The organism is Pseudomonas sp. 43A, assembly GCF_013363935.1.
Classification (GTDB): Bacteria; Pseudomonadota; Gammaproteobacteria; order Pseudomonadales; family Pseudomonadaceae; genus Aquipseudomonas; species Aquipseudomonas crudilactis.
Genome location: NZ_CP054880.1, coordinates 307,965 through 324,876 on the forward strand (window position 1 = coordinate 307,965; position 16,912 = coordinate 324,876).

18 protein-coding genes are annotated in these 16,912 nt (G+C 60.1%); 8 read left to right on the top strand and 10 right to left on the bottom strand.

Features of this window, described 5'->3' with window-relative positions; genetic code table 11:
• Window positions 1-35 precede the first annotated feature (35 nt).
• Genes HUW52_RS01390 through HUW52_RS01405 form a run of 4 tightly spaced genes read left to right on the top strand, consistent with a single transcriptional unit; the run spans window position 36 to window position 2,835 of the window.
• The gene (locus tag HUW52_RS01390) at window positions 36-518 is read left to right on the top strand and encodes a Fur family transcriptional regulator (protein ID WP_007911760.1); all 483 of its coding nucleotides are present in this window, start codon (window positions 36-38) and stop codon (window positions 516-518) included.
• Window positions 518-1,303 carry a zinc ABC transporter ATP-binding protein ZnuC gene (gene znuC, locus HUW52_RS01395; protein WP_007911759.1) on the top strand — a complete coding sequence of 262 codons (786 nt, stop codon included), beginning with the start codon at window positions 518-520 and terminating at the stop codon, window positions 1,301-1,303. Before HUW52_RS01390 ends, znuC begins: the two co-directional genes overlap by 1 nt.
• Window positions 1,296-2,084, top strand: a complete 789-nt coding sequence (gene znuB, locus HUW52_RS01400; RefSeq protein WP_016986450.1) for a zinc ABC transporter permease subunit ZnuB — start codon at window positions 1,296-1,298, stop codon at window positions 2,082-2,084. The genes znuC and znuB overlap by 8 nt, the downstream gene beginning before the upstream one ends.
• A 37-nt stretch (window positions 2,085-2,121) precedes the next feature.
• Window positions 2,122-2,835: a PA5502 family lipoprotein gene (locus HUW52_RS01405; RefSeq protein WP_016986451.1), complete on the top strand. Its 714-nt coding sequence runs from the start codon at window positions 2,122-2,124 to the stop codon at window positions 2,833-2,835.
• A gap of 123 nt (window positions 2,836-2,958) precedes the next feature.
• On the opposite strand, the gene katE is transcribed toward HUW52_RS01405, so the two are convergent.
• On the bottom strand, window positions 2,959-5,100 hold the full coding sequence (katE, locus tag HUW52_RS01410; RefSeq protein ID WP_175555632.1) for a catalase HPII: 2,142 nt from the start codon (window positions 5,098-5,100) through the stop codon (window positions 2,959-2,961).
• Window positions 5,101-5,360: 260 nt separating this feature from the next.
• Here katE and HUW52_RS01415 point away from each other — a divergent pair, with 260 nt between their 5' ends.
• The 3 genes from HUW52_RS01415 (at window position 5,361) to HUW52_RS01425 (ending at window position 7,890) form a co-directional block, all read left to right on the top strand.
• A complete protein-coding gene (locus HUW52_RS01415) occupies window positions 5,361-6,368 on the top strand; it encodes a methionine ABC transporter ATP-binding protein (protein ID WP_064389737.1) in 1,008 nt (335 codons plus the stop codon).
• Window positions 6,368-7,042, top strand: a complete 675-nt coding sequence (locus tag HUW52_RS01420; protein ID WP_016986455.1) for a methionine ABC transporter permease — start codon at window positions 6,368-6,370, stop codon at window positions 7,040-7,042. Before HUW52_RS01415 ends, HUW52_RS01420 begins: the two co-directional genes overlap by 1 nt.
• A gap of 77 nt (window positions 7,043-7,119) precedes the next feature.
• Window positions 7,120-7,890, top strand: coding sequence for a MetQ/NlpA family ABC transporter substrate-binding protein (locus HUW52_RS01425; RefSeq protein WP_150694375.1), 771 nt, complete (start codon window positions 7,120-7,122; stop codon window positions 7,888-7,890).
• Between the two features lie 325 nt (window positions 7,891-8,215).
• Here the strand turns inward: HUW52_RS01425 and HUW52_RS01430 are convergent, their stop codons facing one another.
• The 5 genes from HUW52_RS01430 to HUW52_RS01450 are packed head-to-tail and all read right to left on the bottom strand — an operon-like array spanning window position 8,216 to window position 12,124.
• Window positions 8,216-8,851 (bottom strand): SCO family protein, encoded by a 636-nt coding sequence (locus HUW52_RS01430; protein WP_016986457.1) that lies wholly within the window; start codon window positions 8,849-8,851, stop codon window positions 8,216-8,218.
• Window positions 8,848-9,747: a heme o synthase gene (gene cyoE / locus HUW52_RS01435; protein WP_160054517.1), complete on the bottom strand. Its 900-nt coding sequence runs from the start codon at window positions 9,745-9,747 to the stop codon at window positions 8,848-8,850. The genes HUW52_RS01430 and cyoE overlap by 4 nt, the downstream gene beginning before the upstream one ends.
• Complete coding sequence (locus tag HUW52_RS01440; protein ID WP_175552782.1) at window positions 9,735-10,814, bottom strand: heme A synthase; 1,080 nt, start codon at window positions 10,812-10,814, stop codon at window positions 9,735-9,737. Before HUW52_RS01440 ends, cyoE begins: the two co-directional genes overlap by 13 nt.
• A gap of 10 nt (window positions 10,815-10,824) precedes the next feature.
• On the bottom strand, window positions 10,825-11,418 hold the full coding sequence (locus tag HUW52_RS01445; protein ID WP_175552783.1) for a hypothetical protein: 594 nt from the start codon (window positions 11,416-11,418) through the stop codon (window positions 10,825-10,827).
• Complete coding sequence (locus tag HUW52_RS01450) at window positions 11,384-12,124, bottom strand: SURF1 family protein (RefSeq protein ID WP_175552784.1); 741 nt, start codon at window positions 12,122-12,124, stop codon at window positions 11,384-11,386. The genes HUW52_RS01445 and HUW52_RS01450 overlap by 35 nt, the downstream gene beginning before the upstream one ends.
• Before the next feature lie 71 nt (window positions 12,125-12,195).
• Between HUW52_RS01450 and HUW52_RS01455 the strand changes: the two genes are divergently transcribed.
• On the top strand, window positions 12,196-12,399 hold the full coding sequence (locus HUW52_RS01455; protein ID WP_175552785.1) for a twin transmembrane helix small protein: 204 nt from the start codon (window positions 12,196-12,198) through the stop codon (window positions 12,397-12,399).
• Window positions 12,400-12,408: 9 nt separating this feature from the next.
• Here HUW52_RS01455 and HUW52_RS01460 read toward each other — a convergent pair whose 3' ends face one another.
• The 4 genes from HUW52_RS01460 to coxB form a co-directional block, all read right to left on the bottom strand.
• A complete protein-coding gene (locus HUW52_RS01460; RefSeq protein WP_093429494.1) occupies window positions 12,409-13,296 on the bottom strand; it encodes a cytochrome c oxidase subunit 3 in 888 nt (295 codons plus the stop codon).
• 25 nt (window positions 13,297-13,321) lie between these two features.
• Complete coding sequence (locus tag HUW52_RS01465) at window positions 13,322-13,873, bottom strand: cytochrome c oxidase assembly protein (RefSeq protein WP_175552786.1); 552 nt, start codon at window positions 13,871-13,873, stop codon at window positions 13,322-13,324.
• Between the two features lie 114 nt (window positions 13,874-13,987).
• Complete coding sequence (gene ctaD / locus HUW52_RS01470; protein ID WP_016986466.1) at window positions 13,988-15,574, bottom strand: cytochrome c oxidase subunit I; 1,587 nt, start codon at window positions 15,572-15,574, stop codon at window positions 13,988-13,990.
• Window positions 15,575-15,656: 82 nt separating this feature from the next.
• The gene (gene coxB / locus HUW52_RS01475) at window positions 15,657-16,784 is read right to left on the bottom strand and encodes a cytochrome c oxidase subunit II (RefSeq protein ID WP_016986467.1); all 1,128 of its coding nucleotides are present in this window, start codon (window positions 16,782-16,784) and stop codon (window positions 15,657-15,659) included.
• Between the last annotated feature and the right edge of the window lie 128 nt (window positions 16,785-16,912).

Genomic DNA, 16,912 nt, shown 5'->3' on the forward strand with positions numbered 1-16,912 from the left:
CATAATAACGTCTCTATCAAAACTCGTCGCCGCCCATGCCTATTACACCGATTGCCAGCCGTCCCCACGACCACTCTCATTGCGTGCACAGCGCTTTGTCCGAGGCCGATACCTTGTGCGCCCAGAAAGGCTTGCGCCTGACCGCGTTGCGCCGCCGGGTGCTGGAATTGGTGTGGCAGAGCCACAAGCCGCTGGGCGCCTACGACATTCTCGCCGTGCTCAGCGAGCAGGACGGCCGCCGCGCCGCGCCGCCGACCGTGTACCGCGCGCTGGATTTCCTGCTGGAAAACGGCCTGGTGCACCGCATCTCCTCGCTCAACGCCTTCGTTGGCTGCGTACACCCGGAACACGCGCATCAGGGCCAGTTCCTGATCTGCCGCGATTGCCACGCTGCCATCGAACTTGAGCAAAAAGTGATCAGCGACGCGATCATCAACAGCGCCAAAGACGTCGGTTTCATCGTCGAAGCGCAGACCGTCGAAGTCGTCGGCCTGTGCTCAGGTTGCCAGGGGGCTTGATGAGCAATGCGCTGATCCGTCTGGAACAGGTCGCCGTCACGTTTGCCGGGCAGGCTGTGCTGGACAACATCGAGTTGAGCGTCGAGCCGGGGCAGATCGTCACCCTGATCGGTCCTAACGGCGCTGGCAAGACCACGCTGGTGCGCGCCGTGCTCGGGCTGTTGAAACCGGACAGCGGCAGCGTCTGGCGCAAGCCGAAACTGCGCGTCGGCTACATGCCGCAAAAACTCCACGTCGATCCAACCTTGCCGCTGTCGGTGCTGCGCTTTCTGCGTCTGGTGCCGGGCGTTGATCGTCCGCGTGCCTTGGCCGCATTAAAAGAAGTGGGTGCCGAACATGTCATCGACAGCCCGGTGCAAAGCGTTTCCGGCGGTGAAATGCAGCGTGTGCTGCTCGCGCGGGCGCTGCTGCGTGAACCGGAATTGCTGGTGCTCGACGAGCCGGTACAAGGCGTCGACGTTGCCGGCCAGGCCGAGCTGTACAGCCTGATCACCCGTCTGCGCGACCGCCACGGCTGCGGCGTGTTGATGGTGTCGCACGATTTGCATCTGGTGATGAGCACCACCGACCAGGTGGTCTGCCTCAACCGTCACGTCTGCTGCTCCGGGCATCCCGAGCAGGTCAGTGGCGATCCGGCGTTTGTCGAGTTGTTCGGCAAGAACGCGCAGAGCCTGGCGGTCTATCACCACCATCACGACCACGCTCACGACCTGCACGGTTCGGTGGTCAAAGGGCCGGTTATTGGCCAACCTCACGTTCACGGAGACAACTGCAAGCATGGCTGATTTTCTGTTGTATGCCCTGCTTGCAGGTCTGGCGCTGGCGCTGGTGGCCGGGCCGCTCGGTTCCTTCGTGGTCTGGCGGCGCATGGCTTATTTCGGCGATACCCTGTCCCACGCCGCGCTGCTCGGCGTGGCTTTGGGCTTTTTGCTGGATGTCAGCCCGACCGTCGCAGTCACTGTAGGCTGCCTGTTGCTGGCGGTGCTGCTGGTCACGTTGCAACAGCGCCAACCGCTGGCGTCCGACACGCTTTTGGGAATTCTCGCACCGAGCACGCTCTCTCTCGGCCTGGTGGTACTAAGCTTCATGCATGAAGTGCGGATCGACCTGATGGCCTATCTGTTCGGCGACCTGCTGGCGATCAGCCCGACCGATCTAGCGTGGATTCTCGGCGGAAGCGCGGCGGTGCTGGTGTTGCTGGTGACGCTGTGGCGGCCATTGCTGGCGATCACCGTGCACGAAGAGCTGGCCAAAGTTGAAGGCCTGCCAGTCGCTGGCCTGCGCATGGCGCTGATGTTGTTGATTGCGGTGGTGATTGCCGTGGCGATGAAAATCGTCGGGGTGCTGCTGATTACCTCGCTGTTGATCATCCCGGCGGCTGCGGCACAGCGTCACGCCCGTTCGCCGGAGCAGATGGCACTGGGCGCGAGCCTGCTGGGCATGCTCGCGGTGTGTGGCGGGCTGGCGTTGTCGTGGTTCAAGGACACCCCGGCGGGGCCGTCAATCGTTGTGACGGCGGCCGCACTGTTTCTGCTGAGTTTTGTTCTGCCCCGTCGTGGGGTGTAGACTTGGCCGCTTTTTGCGCAAATAGAGAGTCGCAGGAATGAAGCCGTTCGCCTCCCGTTATCTGCTCCTTGTCGCATTTTCAGTGCTGCTGGGCGCCTGCCAAAGCACGCCGCCGGTGGCCGAAGTCCCCGATGCGCGGGCTACGGCCATCGCACAGCTGGAGCAAAGTCTGGCCAGCAGCGAACTGGCCACTGCCGAAGATCAATTGGCTGCTTTGCAGAAAGACACCCCAAACGATCAGTCCCTTGAGCAATACCAGCGGCAGCTTGCTGAAGCGTATCTGCGCCGCAGCCAGATCGTGCTGCAGAAGGGGGATGTGAATGCAGCGGCTACGGCGTTGAGCCGTGCTCGCGCGTTGATGCCGAAAGCACCGGCGCTGACCGGTGGCGTGAATGGCGCCATCACCGAAGCGCGCAAGGCTGAGCTGGAAAAGGCTGAGGCTGCATTGCTGGCCGCCGAAGCCAAGCCGAAAGCTAAAGTGATTGATCCGACCGCTGAGAGCACTACGGTTGCGCTGAACATCACCGATAGCCGCAAACTTCGTCGTCAACTCGACGCGATCGCCGCTGATGTGGTGAATTACGAGTGTGGGGTGACGATTCAGGCGCCACGGACGAATGATTATCCATGGTTGGCGACGTTGCTGACCAAACGGGTCAAGAAACTGAATCCGGATTTTGAACTGAAAATTGAGAAGCAGATTGTGCGCACCGTACCGGCGCAGATGGTTTTGAGCCCGCGTAAACCCTAAAAGGCTTCGCGAGCAAGCTCGCTCCCACATTTGATCTCGGTCTGACACAAAATCTGTGTTCACCAGAGATCCCTTGTGGGAGCGAGCTTGCTCGCGAAAGCGTCCTTTCAGCCAGCGAAGATCTTAAGCCGGAATGGCTTTGGCTTTAGGCTCCCGCTCCCAAACCCGATGCTGCCCGATCGCCGCAAAGAATGGTTTGATCAACGCCGGCACATCCTTGCCCTGCAGCAATCCAGCATCCACCTCCAGCTTCAGCAAATCCTGCAACTGCTTAGCCTCGCCGTGCAACGCAATCGCCTTCAAATGCTTGTACGCCTCCAGCAGGTAATGCAACGCAACGCCGTCACCGCTCAACGCCTTCACCGACGCCGCGCCACCCGGCACGAACACCGCATCGAAAATCACTGACGGCATGCCTTCCATCGAGGCATCCACTGGCAACGTTTTGCCGTCAGCGGTCTTCACCGGCGCTGAAGTTGGGCCGAGCAACTTGGCATGCGCACCTTCAGCGGCCAATGCCTTCTTCATTGCATCAATCGCCGCACCATCGACGCCGTTGGCAGCAAGAATCGCCACTTTTCGGGTTTTGATGTTTTCTGGCAGCAAATTAGCCTGACTCAATGACGGCGAGTGATCGAAAGACACCTTGCGCGTATCCACCGTGCCTTTGGTAGGCGCAGGCAGACCCAGATTAGCCGCCACACGCTTGGCCAATTCCAGATCGATGTTGGCCAGAATCTCGTTCACTTCCCGCGCACGGATGAACTCACGCTCAACCTTGCCCAGCTCGAAGCTGTAAGCGGCAATGATGTGCTCCTTCTCGTGATCGCTCATGCTGTTGAAGAACAACGTCGCCTGGGAGAAGTGATCGCTGAACGACTCGCTGCGCTGGCGGATCTTGTTGGCATCGATTCGTTCCGGATAGCTCTCGAAACCACCGTCCTGCGCGGCCGGCGGCGTTTCTTTCGGCCAGCCACCATCAATCGAGTTCGGCTCATACGAGGCGCGGCCCTTGTCGATCACCGTGCGGTGCTGCGCATCACGCTGGCCATTGTGGAACGGCGCGACCGGGCGGTTGATCGGCAGCTCATGAAAATTCGGCCCGCCGAGTCGGCTGATTTGCGTATCGGTGTAGGAAAACAGCCGGCCTTGCAGCAGCGGGTCATTGGAGAAGTCGATGCCCGGCACGATGTGGCCAGGGCAGAACGCGACCTGCTCGGTCTCGGCAAAGAAGTTGTCCGGGTTGCGGTTCAGGGTCATCTTGCCCAGCGGCGTGATCGGCACGATTTCTTCGGGGATCAGCTTGGTCGGGTCGAGGATATCGAAATCGAAGTCGTGCTCGTTTTCCTCCTCAATAATCTGTACGCCGAGTTCCCATTCCGGATAGTCACCCATCTCGATCGCTTCCCAGAGGTCGCGACGGTGGTAGTCGGTGTCTTTACCGGCGAGCTTTTGCGCCTCGTCCCACACCAGCGAGCAAGTACCGGCCGTAGGGCGCCAGTGGAATTTGACGAAGCGCGATTTACCCTCGGCATTGATCAGGCGGAAGGTGTGTACGCCGAAGCCCTGCATGCTGCGCAGGCTTTTCGGGATCGCCCGGTCGGACATCGCCCAGATGACCATGTGCGCTGATTCCGGCACCAAGGACACAAAGTCCCAGAACGTATCGTGCGCCGAGCCACCGGTAGGAATTTCATTGTGAGGCTCGGGCTTCACCGCGTGGACGAAGTCGGGAAACTTGATCGCGTCCTGAATGAAAAACACCGGCATGTTGTTGCCGACCAGATCGAAGTTGCCTTCATCGGTGAAGAATTTCACCGCGAAACCGCGTACGTCACGCACGGTGTCGCCGGAACCACGCGGCCCCTGCACCGTGGAAAAGCGCACGAATACCGGCGTCTTTTTCCCCGGATCCTGTAGGAAGCCGGCCTTGGTCAGTGTCGAGTGGTTCTCGTAAGCCTGAAAGAAACCATGCGCGCCGGTTCCGCGTGCGTGAACGATGCGCTCCGGGATCCGCTCATGGTCAAAATGCGTGATCTTTTCCCGCATGATGAAGTCTTCAAGCAGCGACGGCCCGCGCGGGCCGGCCTTGAGGGTGTTCTGGTTGTCGGCGATCTTCACGCCTTGGTTGGTGCGCAGCGCCTGGCCGGTGGCATCGGAGCGGAATTTTTCCAGGCTATCGAGTTTGGCGTTGGTGTTGGCACGATCCGGGGCATCGGTTCCGGCCATCTGGCTTTTATCGGACGTAGGCTTCTTGCTCATCAGTCGTAAACTCCTCGGTTGACCCCGATCCTGTCCGGGGACTCTTGAGTGGTTCCCGGGCACGGCACCCAGGGTTTTCAAGTCGCTTACTTAGTGACTGATGGGCTGCTTTGGACGTTCCTTTTTTATGACCTTTGATCTTGTTATTGCCAAATCGAAGGTTAATTGCGAAATAAATGCTAAGAACCTCTATACGGACAGGCTAAAATGCGCGCCCGGCTAACCGCTGATCCTTTTCTAACGCGCCCCACAAGGTTCGCTACGTGATCGAGTTTCAAAACGTCCATAAGACTTACCGCGTCGCCGGTAAGGATATTCCCGCGCTGCACCCGACCAGTCTCTCTATCGAGAACGGGCAAGTGTTCGGCTTGATCGGTCATTCCGGCGCGGGCAAAAGTACCCTGCTGCGTCTGATCAATCGCCTGGAAGACTCCAGCGGCGGCAAGATCATCGTCGACGGCGAAGAAGTCACCGCGCTGGACGCCAACGGCCTGCGCCGTTTCCGTCAGCAAGTCGGGATGATCTTCCAGCACTTCAACCTGCTCGCCTCCAAGACCGTGGCCGACAACGTTGCGTTGCCGCTGACCCTGGCCGGCGAACTGTCGGGCAGCGACATCGACAAGCGTGTCGCCGAGTTGCTGGCACGGGTCGGTCTGTCTGACCACGCGAAGAAGTACCCGGCGCAATTGTCCGGTGGCCAGAAGCAGCGCGTCGGCATCGCCCGCGCCCTGGCAACCAAGCCGAAGATTCTGTTGTGCGACGAGGCCACCAGTGCCCTCGACCCGCAGACCACCGCGTCGGTCCTGCAATTGCTGGCCGAGATCAACCGCGAACTGAAACTGACCATCGTCCTGATCACCCACGAGATGGATGTGATCCGTCGCGTTTGCGATCAAGTGGCGGTAATGGATGCCGGTGTGATCGTCGAGCAAGGTTCGGTCGCCGATGTGTTCCTGCATCCAAAACACCCGACCACCAAGCGTTTTGTGCAGGAAAGCGAGCAGATCGACGAAAGCGAACAGCGTGATGACTTCGCTCACGTGCCGGGCCGCATTGTGCGTCTGACCTTCCAGGGCGAAGCGACCTACGCGCCGCTGCTCGGTACCGTCGCCCGGGAAACCGGCGTCGACTACAGCATCCTCGCCGGTCGCATCGACCGCATCAAAGACATTCCGTACGGGCAATTGACCCTCGCCGTCACCGGTGGCGACATGGAAGCGGCGTTTGCCCGCTTCACCGCCGCTGACGTTCACATGGAGGTATTGCGCTAATGGAAGACCTGATCAGTTTCTTCACCAATATCGACTGGTACGAAATCTGGCTGGCCACCGGCGACACGATGCTGATGCTCGGTGGTTCGCTGCTGTTCACCGTATTACTCGGCCTACCGCTGGGCGTGTTGCTGTTTCTGTGCAGCCCGCGTCAATTGCTGGAAAACCGTGGCCTCTACGCATTCATGTCGCTGGCGGTGAACATCCTGCGTTCGCTGCCGTTCATCATTCTGTTGATCGTGATGATCCCGTTCACCGTGCTGATCACCGGCACGTCGCTGGGCGTGGCCGGTGCGATTCCGCCATTGGTAGTCGGTGCGACACCGTTCTTCGCGCGTTTGGTGGAAACCGCGCTGCGTGAAGTCGATCGCGGCATCATCGAAGCGACCCAGTCGATGGGCGCGACCACGCGGCAGATCATCATGAACGCTTTGCTGCCGGAAGCCCGTCCGGGCATCTTCGCGGCGATTACGGTGACGGCGATTACACTGGTGTCCTACACGGCGATGGCCGGTGTGGTCGGCGCCGGTGGTCTGGGTGACCTGGCGATTCGTTTCGGTTACCAGCGTTTCCAGACTGACGTGATGATCGTCACCGTGGTGTTGCTGCTGATTCTGGTGCAAGTGCTGCAGATGGTCGGTGATCGACTGGTCGTGCATTTTTCGCGCAAATAACCGGTTTTGTAATCAAGAGATGAGCCGGCCATTCGCTGGCAGGCGCCAGACGGGCGCTTTGAAAAGGAGTTAGCTGAATGAAAAAACTGATCGCTGCTTTTGCTGCCGTTGCAGCATTCTCGGCCCACGCCGAAACCCTGACCGTGGCCGCCACCCCGGTGCCACACGCAGAAATCCTCGAGTTCGTGAAACCAGCCTTGGCCAAAGAAGGCGTGGACCTGAAGGTCAAGGTCTTCACCGACTACATTCAGCCGAACGTACAGGTCGCGGAAAAGCGTCTGGACGCCAACTTCTTCCAGCACCAGCCGTACCTCGATGAGTTCAACAAGGCCAAGGGCACCAGTCTGGTTGCCGTGACCGGTGTACACCTGGAGCCGCTGGGCGCTTATTCGAGCAAGCTCAAGGATCTGAAGGATCTGCCAAGCGGTGCCAACGTGGTGATCCCGAACGACGCTACCAACGGTGGCCGTGCGCTGTTGCTGCTGGCCAAGGCTGGCGTGATCACGCTGAAGGATCCGACCAACATCCTGTCGACCGTCAAAGACATCGCGCAAAACCCGAAAGACCTGAAGATCCGTGAACTGGAAGCCGCGACCATCCCGCGCGTGCTGACCCAGGTCGATCTGGCGCTGATCAACACCAACTACGCGCTGGAAGCCAAGCTCGATCCGTCCAAGGATGCGCTGGTGATCGAAGGTAACGACTCGCCGTACGTGAACATCCTCGTGTCCCGCGCGGACAACAAGGACAGCGATGCGATGCAGAAACTCGCTGCTGCGCTGCACAGCCCGGAAGTGAAGAAATTCATTACCGAGAAGTACAAAGGCGCGGTATTGCCGGCGTTCTGATTCAGGAATGCTGCAACGAAAAGGGGACGCCATGCGCGTCCCCTTTTTTGTGTCTTGTGTTTGGCTTGCGACCTGCTGTGAAGCTTCCCCTCACCCCAGCCCTCTCCCAGAGGGAGAGGGGGCCGACCGAGGTATCTGGCGTCATACATCGACCTGAAAGATCGAGTCGATTATGGATTCGGCACAGCACATCGACCTGACCGATCTTGGCGATTATGGATTCAAAGCATCACGTTCAATTCGGTGCAGCTCCCCCATATTCCCCAATCAGTCCCCTCTCCCTTTGGGAGAGGGTTAGGGTGAGGGGCTCTTGGCTTTTAAACTGTCACTTACGGTTAAGCATCACCGGCAGCTGCGCCACCAGTTTGGTGTTATTCAGCGGCGCCCGAATAAACCCCCGCTGCGTGCCATCCGGCCCGATCACCGCCAGATTACCGCTATGGTCAACGGTGTAATTCGGCTTGCTCGTATCCGCCGGAATAAACGGAATACTCACCGCATTCGCCACCTTCTGCAGCTCTTCAATCGAGGTCGGCGTCAGGCCAACAAACTGCGGATCAAAGTAGCCCAGATACTGCTTCAACTGCTTCGGGTTATCGCGGTTCGGGTCAACGCTGACCAGCACGATCTGCAACTTGTCCACAGCGTCCTTCGGCAGTTCACTCTTGATCTGCCGCAGCTGCGCCAGCGTGGTCGGGCAAATGTCCGGGCAGAAGGTGTAGCCGAAGAACAACAGACTCCACTTACCTTTGAGCTCATTGATCGCTACCGGTTTGCCGTCCTGATCGGTCATCGTCACGTCCGGCAAATTACGGCTTTGCGGCAGCAGAATGATGCCGGCGTCGATCAGCGCAGTCGGGTCGCCCTGGCCCTTGCCGCTCAGCACTTTGTTGACGGTAAGTCCCAGGATCAGCGCGATCACGGCGACGAGGATGAAGACGGTTTTCTGGGTTCGAGTCATAGGTTCAACAGTAAGTAGTGGTCTACGAGCAGGGCGATGAACAGCAGGAACAAGTACCAAATAGAGTACTTGAAGGTGTTGATCGCCGCGTGCGGCCGAGTGCCACGGTACAGCACCACGGCCCATTGCAGAAACCTTGCGCCCAGACCGAGGGCGCAAATCAGGTAGAGCACACCGCTCATGTGGATCACGTACGGCAACAGACTCACCGCCAGCAGCGCGAAGGTGTACAGCAGAATGTGCACCTTGGTGTAGTGCTCGCCGTGGGTGACCGGCAGCATCGGGATGTCGGCCTTGGCGTATTCCTCTTTGCGATGGATCGCCAGCGCCCAGAAGTGCGGCGGCGTCCAGGCGAAGATGATCAGCACCAGCAACAACGGTTCGGCGCTGACATGGCCGGTGGCGGCGGTCCAGCCCAGCAGCGGCGGTGCAGCGCCGGCGAGGCCACCGATGACGATGTTCTGCGGCGTCGCGCGTTTGAGGAAACCGGTGTAGATCACCGCATAACCGAGCAGCGAAGCGAGGGTCAACCAAGCGGTCAGCGGATTGGTGAAGGTCAGCAACAAGGCCTGACCGAGCAGCGCCAGCACCAGCGCAAAGGTCAGCGCTGCCGCCGGCGAAACCCGACCCTCAGCGAGTGGCCGTTTATGCGTGCGCGCCATCACCGCATCGATGCGCCGATCGACCACATGATTGACCGCCGCCGCCCCACCAGCACACAACGCGATACCCAGATTGCCGAACACCAGCACCGTCCACGGCACCCCGGCGCGGGTCGCGAGGAACATGCCGACCAGCGAGGTGATCAGCATCAGCACCACGACTTTCGGTTTGGTCAGCTCCAGGTAATCACGCCAGATCGCCTGATGCGGACGTTCGCCAATCAGAATCGCCACGGCGTTTCTCCTTTTATGGTGATGGGCGCGGCTGCGTGTTTACGCGGGCTCAGGCGCCAGCGCGCGAGCACCGGTTGTTTGACCCGGACCAGGCTGGTGCGCGCGTGGTAATTGACCAGCACCATGGTCAGCAACAACGCGGCACCGCCAGCGTTGTGCGCGACAGCGACCGGCAGCGGCAGATGGAACAGCACGTTGCTGATGCCGAGGGTGATTTGTGCGGCGAGGGCGACGAGGACCAATCCGGCCAGCCGCGTCATGCCGACCACTTTCAATTGCCACGCCAGACCGAGCAAAACCAAGGTCACCAACAACGCGCCGATGCGATGAGTCAGGTGAATCGCCGTACGCGCATCGCTGTCGAGTTGTCCGCCCAGGTAATTCGGGCCGATGTGTTGAGTCAGGTGAAAGCCATTGGCGAAATCCGCTGGCGGCAACCATTGCCCGTGGCAGGTCGGAAAATCGATGCACGCCACCGCCGCGTAGTTGGAACTGACCCAGCCACCCAGTGCGATCTGACCAATCACCAGCAACAGTCCCGCCGTCGCCCAATACTGCAAACGCTTGGGCACGGTCAGCGCCGGCAGCACGCCGGACAGTCGCAAGGTCAGCAAAAACAACAGACTCAAGGTCGCAAAACCACCGAGCAAATGCCCGGTGACCACTTGCGGCCAGAGTTTGAGCGTCACCGTCCACATGCCGAACGCCGCTTGTGCGAACACCACCGCGAGCAGAAACAACGGCAGCTTCAACGGCAGCCCCGGATGACGACGGTTAACCCACGCCCGCCCGGCGAGAATCGAAATCAGCAGGCCGAGGGTGCCGGCGAAGTAGCGGTGGATCATCTCGTTCCAGCCTTTGTGTGCCTCCACTGGCGAGTCGGGGTAATGCAGTTCGGCATGGGCCAGTTGCGCTTCGCTTTTCGGCACGCTGATAAACCCGTAGCAGCCCGGCCAGTCCGGACAGCCGAGGCCGGCGTGGGTCAGGCGCGTATAGGCGCCGAGCAGCACCACAATCAGTGCCAGCAGGGTGGCAAACAGCGCGAGGCGAAATCCAGGTTTGGCCATGACGATGCCCTTATCCGATGTTCGACAGTTTCAGCAGATGACGCAGGTCGTTGAGCAGATCCTTGCCTTTCACATTTGGCTCGTAACGCAGCACGAGGTTGCCGTGGGGGTCGATGATCCACAGTTGTGGCGTGGCCTTGTCGCCCGTGGTTTTACTGAAAACCGCAGCATCCAGCGGATATCGTTGCAGCTGCGGATATTCGCGGGTCAGCTTGGCTTCGTAATCGGCGCTCACCGGTTGTGCAGCAGCGAGTGCATGGCTGGCGCGCCCGGCATCGCGACCGAGGCCGATCTGGATCTGCCGCGCCAGATACACCAGTTGCTGGCAATCCACCGCGCAATCCTTCGGCGCGGTGACCAGCATCTGCCAGCGCTCTTCATTCGCCTGCACGCCAAGGTCGGCGCGGGTCTGGCCGTTGCCGATCAGTTCGCCGTGATAGCTGCGACCTTCCGGCACCCAGAACTGCAATTTGTACATGCCGGTGGCGAGCACCATCGGGCCGATCACGCCGAGCAATATCAGCAGCAGCTGAATGCGCCCGCGACGACGGGTGGCGGCAGGCTTCGCCTCAGACATGCTGGGTGGATTCATGGCCGTTCCCATGGTGTTTCTCCTTTGCGTTGTGCAATCCCAAATAGACGTAGAGGCCGAGCAGGGCGGTGGCCATGGCGAACCACTGCACGGCGTAACCGAGGTGTTTTTCCGGGCCCATCGCAACCACCGGCCAATCGGCCTCGTAGCTGGCCGGGCCGGGTTCGGCGCGTAATTCATAGGCGAAGCCGTCACGCTCGAGGGTTTTCCACAGCTTGGCGGGCTCGACGGCGGTGATGGTTTGCGGCCAGGTGTTGCTGACCGGATCGGCGTGCAACTGGAAAGTCGCGCCGGGAGCGACGTAGACCCAGGCATCGACATTCAACGCCTCTGTGGGCGTGGTGAATTGCGGTGGCACGCGGCGATCCGGCCACGGTAACCAGCCGCGATTGACCAGCAGCCATTGGCCGGTGCGTTGATCCTGAAACGGTTGCAGCAGCTCGACGCCGACCTTGCCGTTACGCTGACGGTTATCCAGCAGCAAACTGTGTGCAGCATCGAACTGGCCGTGCAGATGCACGCGGCGATAGGCCGGATCGGCACTGCTCAACAACTCGCTGCTGGCCATCGGTTCGGCCGCGCGGCGTTCGGCGTAACTGGCGAGCAGCGCGCTTTTCTCGGCGCCCCGGCTCAGTTGCCAGAAGCCCAGCGACACCAGCAGCGGCAGCAACAACGCCACCACTACGGTCGGTATCACGCCCGGGCGAAAGCGCTTCATGGCTGTGCCACAAAGTCAGTCGTTGCGATCGCTATACTCAAATGCATCGCCTGTCCCCCGGAGTTCTTCCCATGCTCAAAACAGCGATCGTCCTGATGCTGATTGCCACGGTGATCAGCCTGTTCAGCGGCCTGTTTTTCCTGGTCAAGGACGACCGCAGTTCCAATCGCCTGGTCATCGCCTTGAGTGTTCGGGTGGCACTGGCCGCTGGCACCGTCGGCTTGATCGCCTGGGGCTTTTACAGCGGCCAACTGGTGTCGCATGCGCCTTGGTAGTGGTGATCCTCAGAGTACGTAGACGAAGATAAACAGACCGATCCAGACCACGTCGACGAAGTGCCAATACCAGCTCGCCGCTTCGAAGCCGAACTGGTGCTCGTTGTCGAAGTGGCCCTTCATGATCCGCATCAACATCACAAACAGAATGATCGTGCCGATGGTCACGTGGGCGCCGTGGAAACCGGTGAGCATGAAGAACGTCGCGCCATAAATACCGGAACCGAGGGTCAGGCCCAGTTCGTGGTAAGCGTGCATGTATTCCTCAGCCTGGAAGCCGAGAAACGCGCAGCCGAGCAGCACGGTGATCGCCAGCCAGATTTTCAGCGCGCCGCGATGACCCTTCTTCAGCGCATGGTGGGCGATGGTGATGGTCACGCTGGAGCTGACCAGCAGGATCGTGTTGATCAGCGGCAGTCCCCAAGGGCTGATGACTTCTTTCGGCGGCGGGAACAGTTTCGGATCCGGCGTGTGCAGCAGCGGCCAGGTGAACTGGAAGTTCGGCCAGAGCATGTGCGCGATGCCTTTGGTGCCCTCACCGCCGAGCGCCGGTCCGGAGACGTGCCGCACGTAAAACAGCGCACCGAAGAAGGCGACGAAGAACATCACTTCGGAGAAGATGAACCAACTCATGCCCCAGCGGAACGAGCGATCGAGCTGCGGGCTATAAAGCCCCGCGCGGCTTTCCTTGATCACCGCCCCGAACCAGCCGAACAGCATGTACGCCAGCAACAGGCCACCGACGAAAAAGATGTACGGGCCGTGGGATTCCGGGCGCGCTGCCTTCAGATCGTTAAACCAGGTGGCGAGGCCGTACACAGTGATGGCCATGCCGAAGGTCGCAATGATCGGCCATTTGCTTTGCGGCGGAACGTAATAATGCTCATGAGTTGCCATTTATTGTTCTCCTTATCGGGCACGCTCAACCGCCAGTATTTACAGCCACCGGCGGATGTCGGGCGGTGATATCGAACAGCGTGTAGGACAGCGTCAGGTGCTTCACATCCTTGGGCATGTCGCGGTCAACAATGAAGCGCACCGGCATCTCGATCTGTTGACCGGGCTGCAGCACCTGCTGGGTAAAGCAAAAGCATTCGGTCTTGTGGAAATATGCCGCGGCGTTGCTCGGCGCGATGCTCGGCACGGCTTGCGCACTCATCGGTTTGTCGGTGGGATTGCGCGCGATGAAGATCATCTCGTTGACCGCGCCGGGATTGGCGGTGAGTTCGTCATGCTTGGGGTAAAAGTCCCACGGCATATCGACATTGTTGGTCGAGAGAAACTGCACACGCACCTGGCGCGAAGTGTCGACCACTTGCTCACCCTCGTACTGCCCGGCGGTCTTGCCGTTGATGCCGAAGGCTTTGCACATCACGTCGTAGATCGGCACCAGGGCAAAGCCGAAGACAAACATCGCCACCACCACCCCGAGCAGGCGGATGACGAGTTTTTTCATCGATACCGAGTCAGCCATGATTTTCAGCCTCCACATGAATCTCTGTGGGAGCGAGCTTGCTCGCGAAGCAGGCGCTCCGGTTTCTCAGTGAAACCGAGTTATCGTTCTTCGCGAGCAAGCTCGCTCCCACAGTCATTTCACTTCCGGCGGTGTGGTGAAGGTGTGATACGGCGCCGGTGACGGCACGCTCCACTCCAGACCTTCCGCCCCATCCCACGGTTTGGCCGGTGCTGGCGGGCCGCCGCGAATGGTCTTGATCACAATGAACAGGAAGAAGATCTGCGTGGCACCGAACATGAACGCGCCAATCGACGAAACCATGTTGAAGTCGGCGAACTGCAGGTTGTAGTCCGGAATCCGTCGCGGCATCCCCGCCAGTCCCACGAAGTGCATCGGGAAGAAGGTCAGGTTCATGCCGACAAACGACAGCCAGAAATGCAGTTTGCCGAGGGTTTCGTCGTACATGTGGCCGGTCCATTTCGGCAGCCAGTAGTAGGTCGAGGCGAAGATCCCGAAGATCGCCCCCGGCACCAGCACGTAGTGGAAATGCGCGACCACAAAATAGGTGTCCTGATACTGGAAGTCCGCCGGGGCGATGGCCAGCATCAATCCGGAGAAACCGCCGATGGAGAACAGGATCACGAACGCCACGGCAAACAGCATCGGCGTCTCGAAGGTCAGCGAGCCTTGCCACATGGTGCTGGCCCAGTTGAACACCTTCACCCCGGTCGGCACCGCGATCAGCAGCGTGGCGTACATGAAGAACAGCTCGCCCACCAACGGAATGCCGACCACGAACATGTGGTGCGCCCAGACAATGAACGACAGGAACGCAATGCTCGCCGTCGCGTAGACCATCGAGGTGTAGCCGAACAGCGGCTTGCGCGAGAAGGTCGGGATGATCGAGCTGACGGCGCCGAACGCCGGCAGGATCATGATGTACACCTCAGGGTGCCCGAAGAACCAGAACACATGCTGGAACAACACCGGATCACCGCCACCGGCAGCACTGAAGAAACTGGTGCCGAAGTGGATGTCCATCAGCATCATCGTCACGCACCCGGCCAGTACCGGCATCACCGCGATCAGCAGGAATGCGGTGATCAGCCAGGTCCAGACGAACAGCGGCATTTTCATCAGCGTCATGCCGGGCGCGCGCAGATTGAGAATGGTCGCGATCACGTTGATCGCGCCCATGATCGAACTGATGCCCATCAAGTGGATGGCGAAGATGAAGAAGGTCACGCTTTCCGGCGCGTAGGTCGTCGACAGCGGCGCATAGAACGTCCAGCCGAAGTTCGGCCCGCCACCGGGGGTGAACAGGGTCGAGACGAGGATGAGGAACGCCGCCGGCAACAGCCAGAAGCTGAAGTTGTTCATCCGGGGCAGGGCCATGTCCGGCGCGCCGATCATCAACGGGATCATCCAGTTGGCGAGGCCGACGAAGGCCGGCATCACCGCACCGAAGACCATCACCAGACCGTGCATGGTGGTCATCTGGTTGAAGAACGCCGGCTCGACGATTTGCAGCCCCGGCTGGAACAGTTCGGCGCGAATCACCATCGCGAACGTACCGCCGAGCAGGAACATGCAGAACGCAAACCACAGGTACAGCGTGCCGATGTCCTTGTGGTTGGTGGTCAGCACCCAGCGCATCAGGCCTTTGGCGGGACCGTGGGCGTGGTCGGCATGACCGTGGTCATCGATGACAGCGCTCATGGCCGGTCTCCTTTACGTGAGTGAGTGGGGCAGGCCGGGGCGCAGTGCCCCGACCGGTTCACGAGGTACGCGATAGACCGGCTCATTTGCTTTCCGCCTGTTTCAGCTCCAGCACTTCTTTTGGCGTGACCATGTCGCCCTTGTTGTTGCCCCAGGCGTTGCGTTCGTAGGTCACGACCGCTGCGATATCGACTTCCGACAACTGTTTGCCGAACGCCGCCATGGCGGTGCCGGGCTTGCCGTGGAAGACGATGCTCAAGTGGCCTTCTTTCGGTCCGGTGGCGATTTTCGAGCCCTTGAGCGCCGGGAACATTGGCGGCAGGCCCTGACCTTCGGCCTGGTGACAGGCGACGCAGGTGGTGTGATAGATCTTGTCGCCACGTTCCTTGAGTTCGTCGAGGGTCCATTCCTTGCTGGTCAGCTCTTTAAGCTGCGCGGCTTCGGCTTTGCGATCGGCGAGCCACTTGTCGTAGTCGGCCTTCTCCTTGACCTCGACCACGATCGGCATGAAGCCGTGATCCTTGCCGCACAGTTCGGCGCACTGGCCACGGTAGATGCCGGGCTTGTCGATGCGCGTCCACGCCTCATTGACGAACCCCGGAATCGCATCGCGCTTGACCGCGAAGGCCGGCACCCACCAGGAGTGGATAACGTCGGCGGACGTTACGAGGAAGCGCACTTTGGCCCCGGTCGGCAGCACCAACGGCTTGTCGACCTCGAGCAAGTAGTGCTCGCCCTTGGCTTCCTTGTTGTGGATCTGCTCGGCGGGGGTGGCCAGGTTGCTGAAGAACTCGACGTCCTGGCCCAGGTATTTGTAGTGCCACTTCCATTGGTAACCGGTGATCTGGATATCGATATCCGGCTCACTGGTGTCGTACATCTTGATCAGGGTGGCGGTCGCCGGCACGGCCATTGCCACCAGAATCAGGAACGGTACGACGGTCCAGAGAATTTCGACGGTGGTGCTTTCGTGGAATTTTGCGGCGACCTGCCCGGTAGACCGGCGGTGCACCATCATCGACCAGAACATGGCGCCGAAGACGATGATCCCGATCACCACACAGATCCAGAAAATGGTCATGTGCAGGTCGAATACTGCGTGACTGATTTCAGTCGCTCCAGGCGCCATATTCACAGTCCAGGCGGCGTGCGCCGGACTGAAAATCGACCACAACAGGAGGCCCATCCAGACGTGTGGATGTCGCATCATTGCGGGTTCCCCTTATCGTTCTTGTTATCCCGCCGGCTTTCGCCTGCGGCAAGGGAGCGGCTGCATCAGACTACGAACTTGAATCGCCGGGCCTTGCTGCGGGTGCAGTCGGGCGTCATCAGCTAACT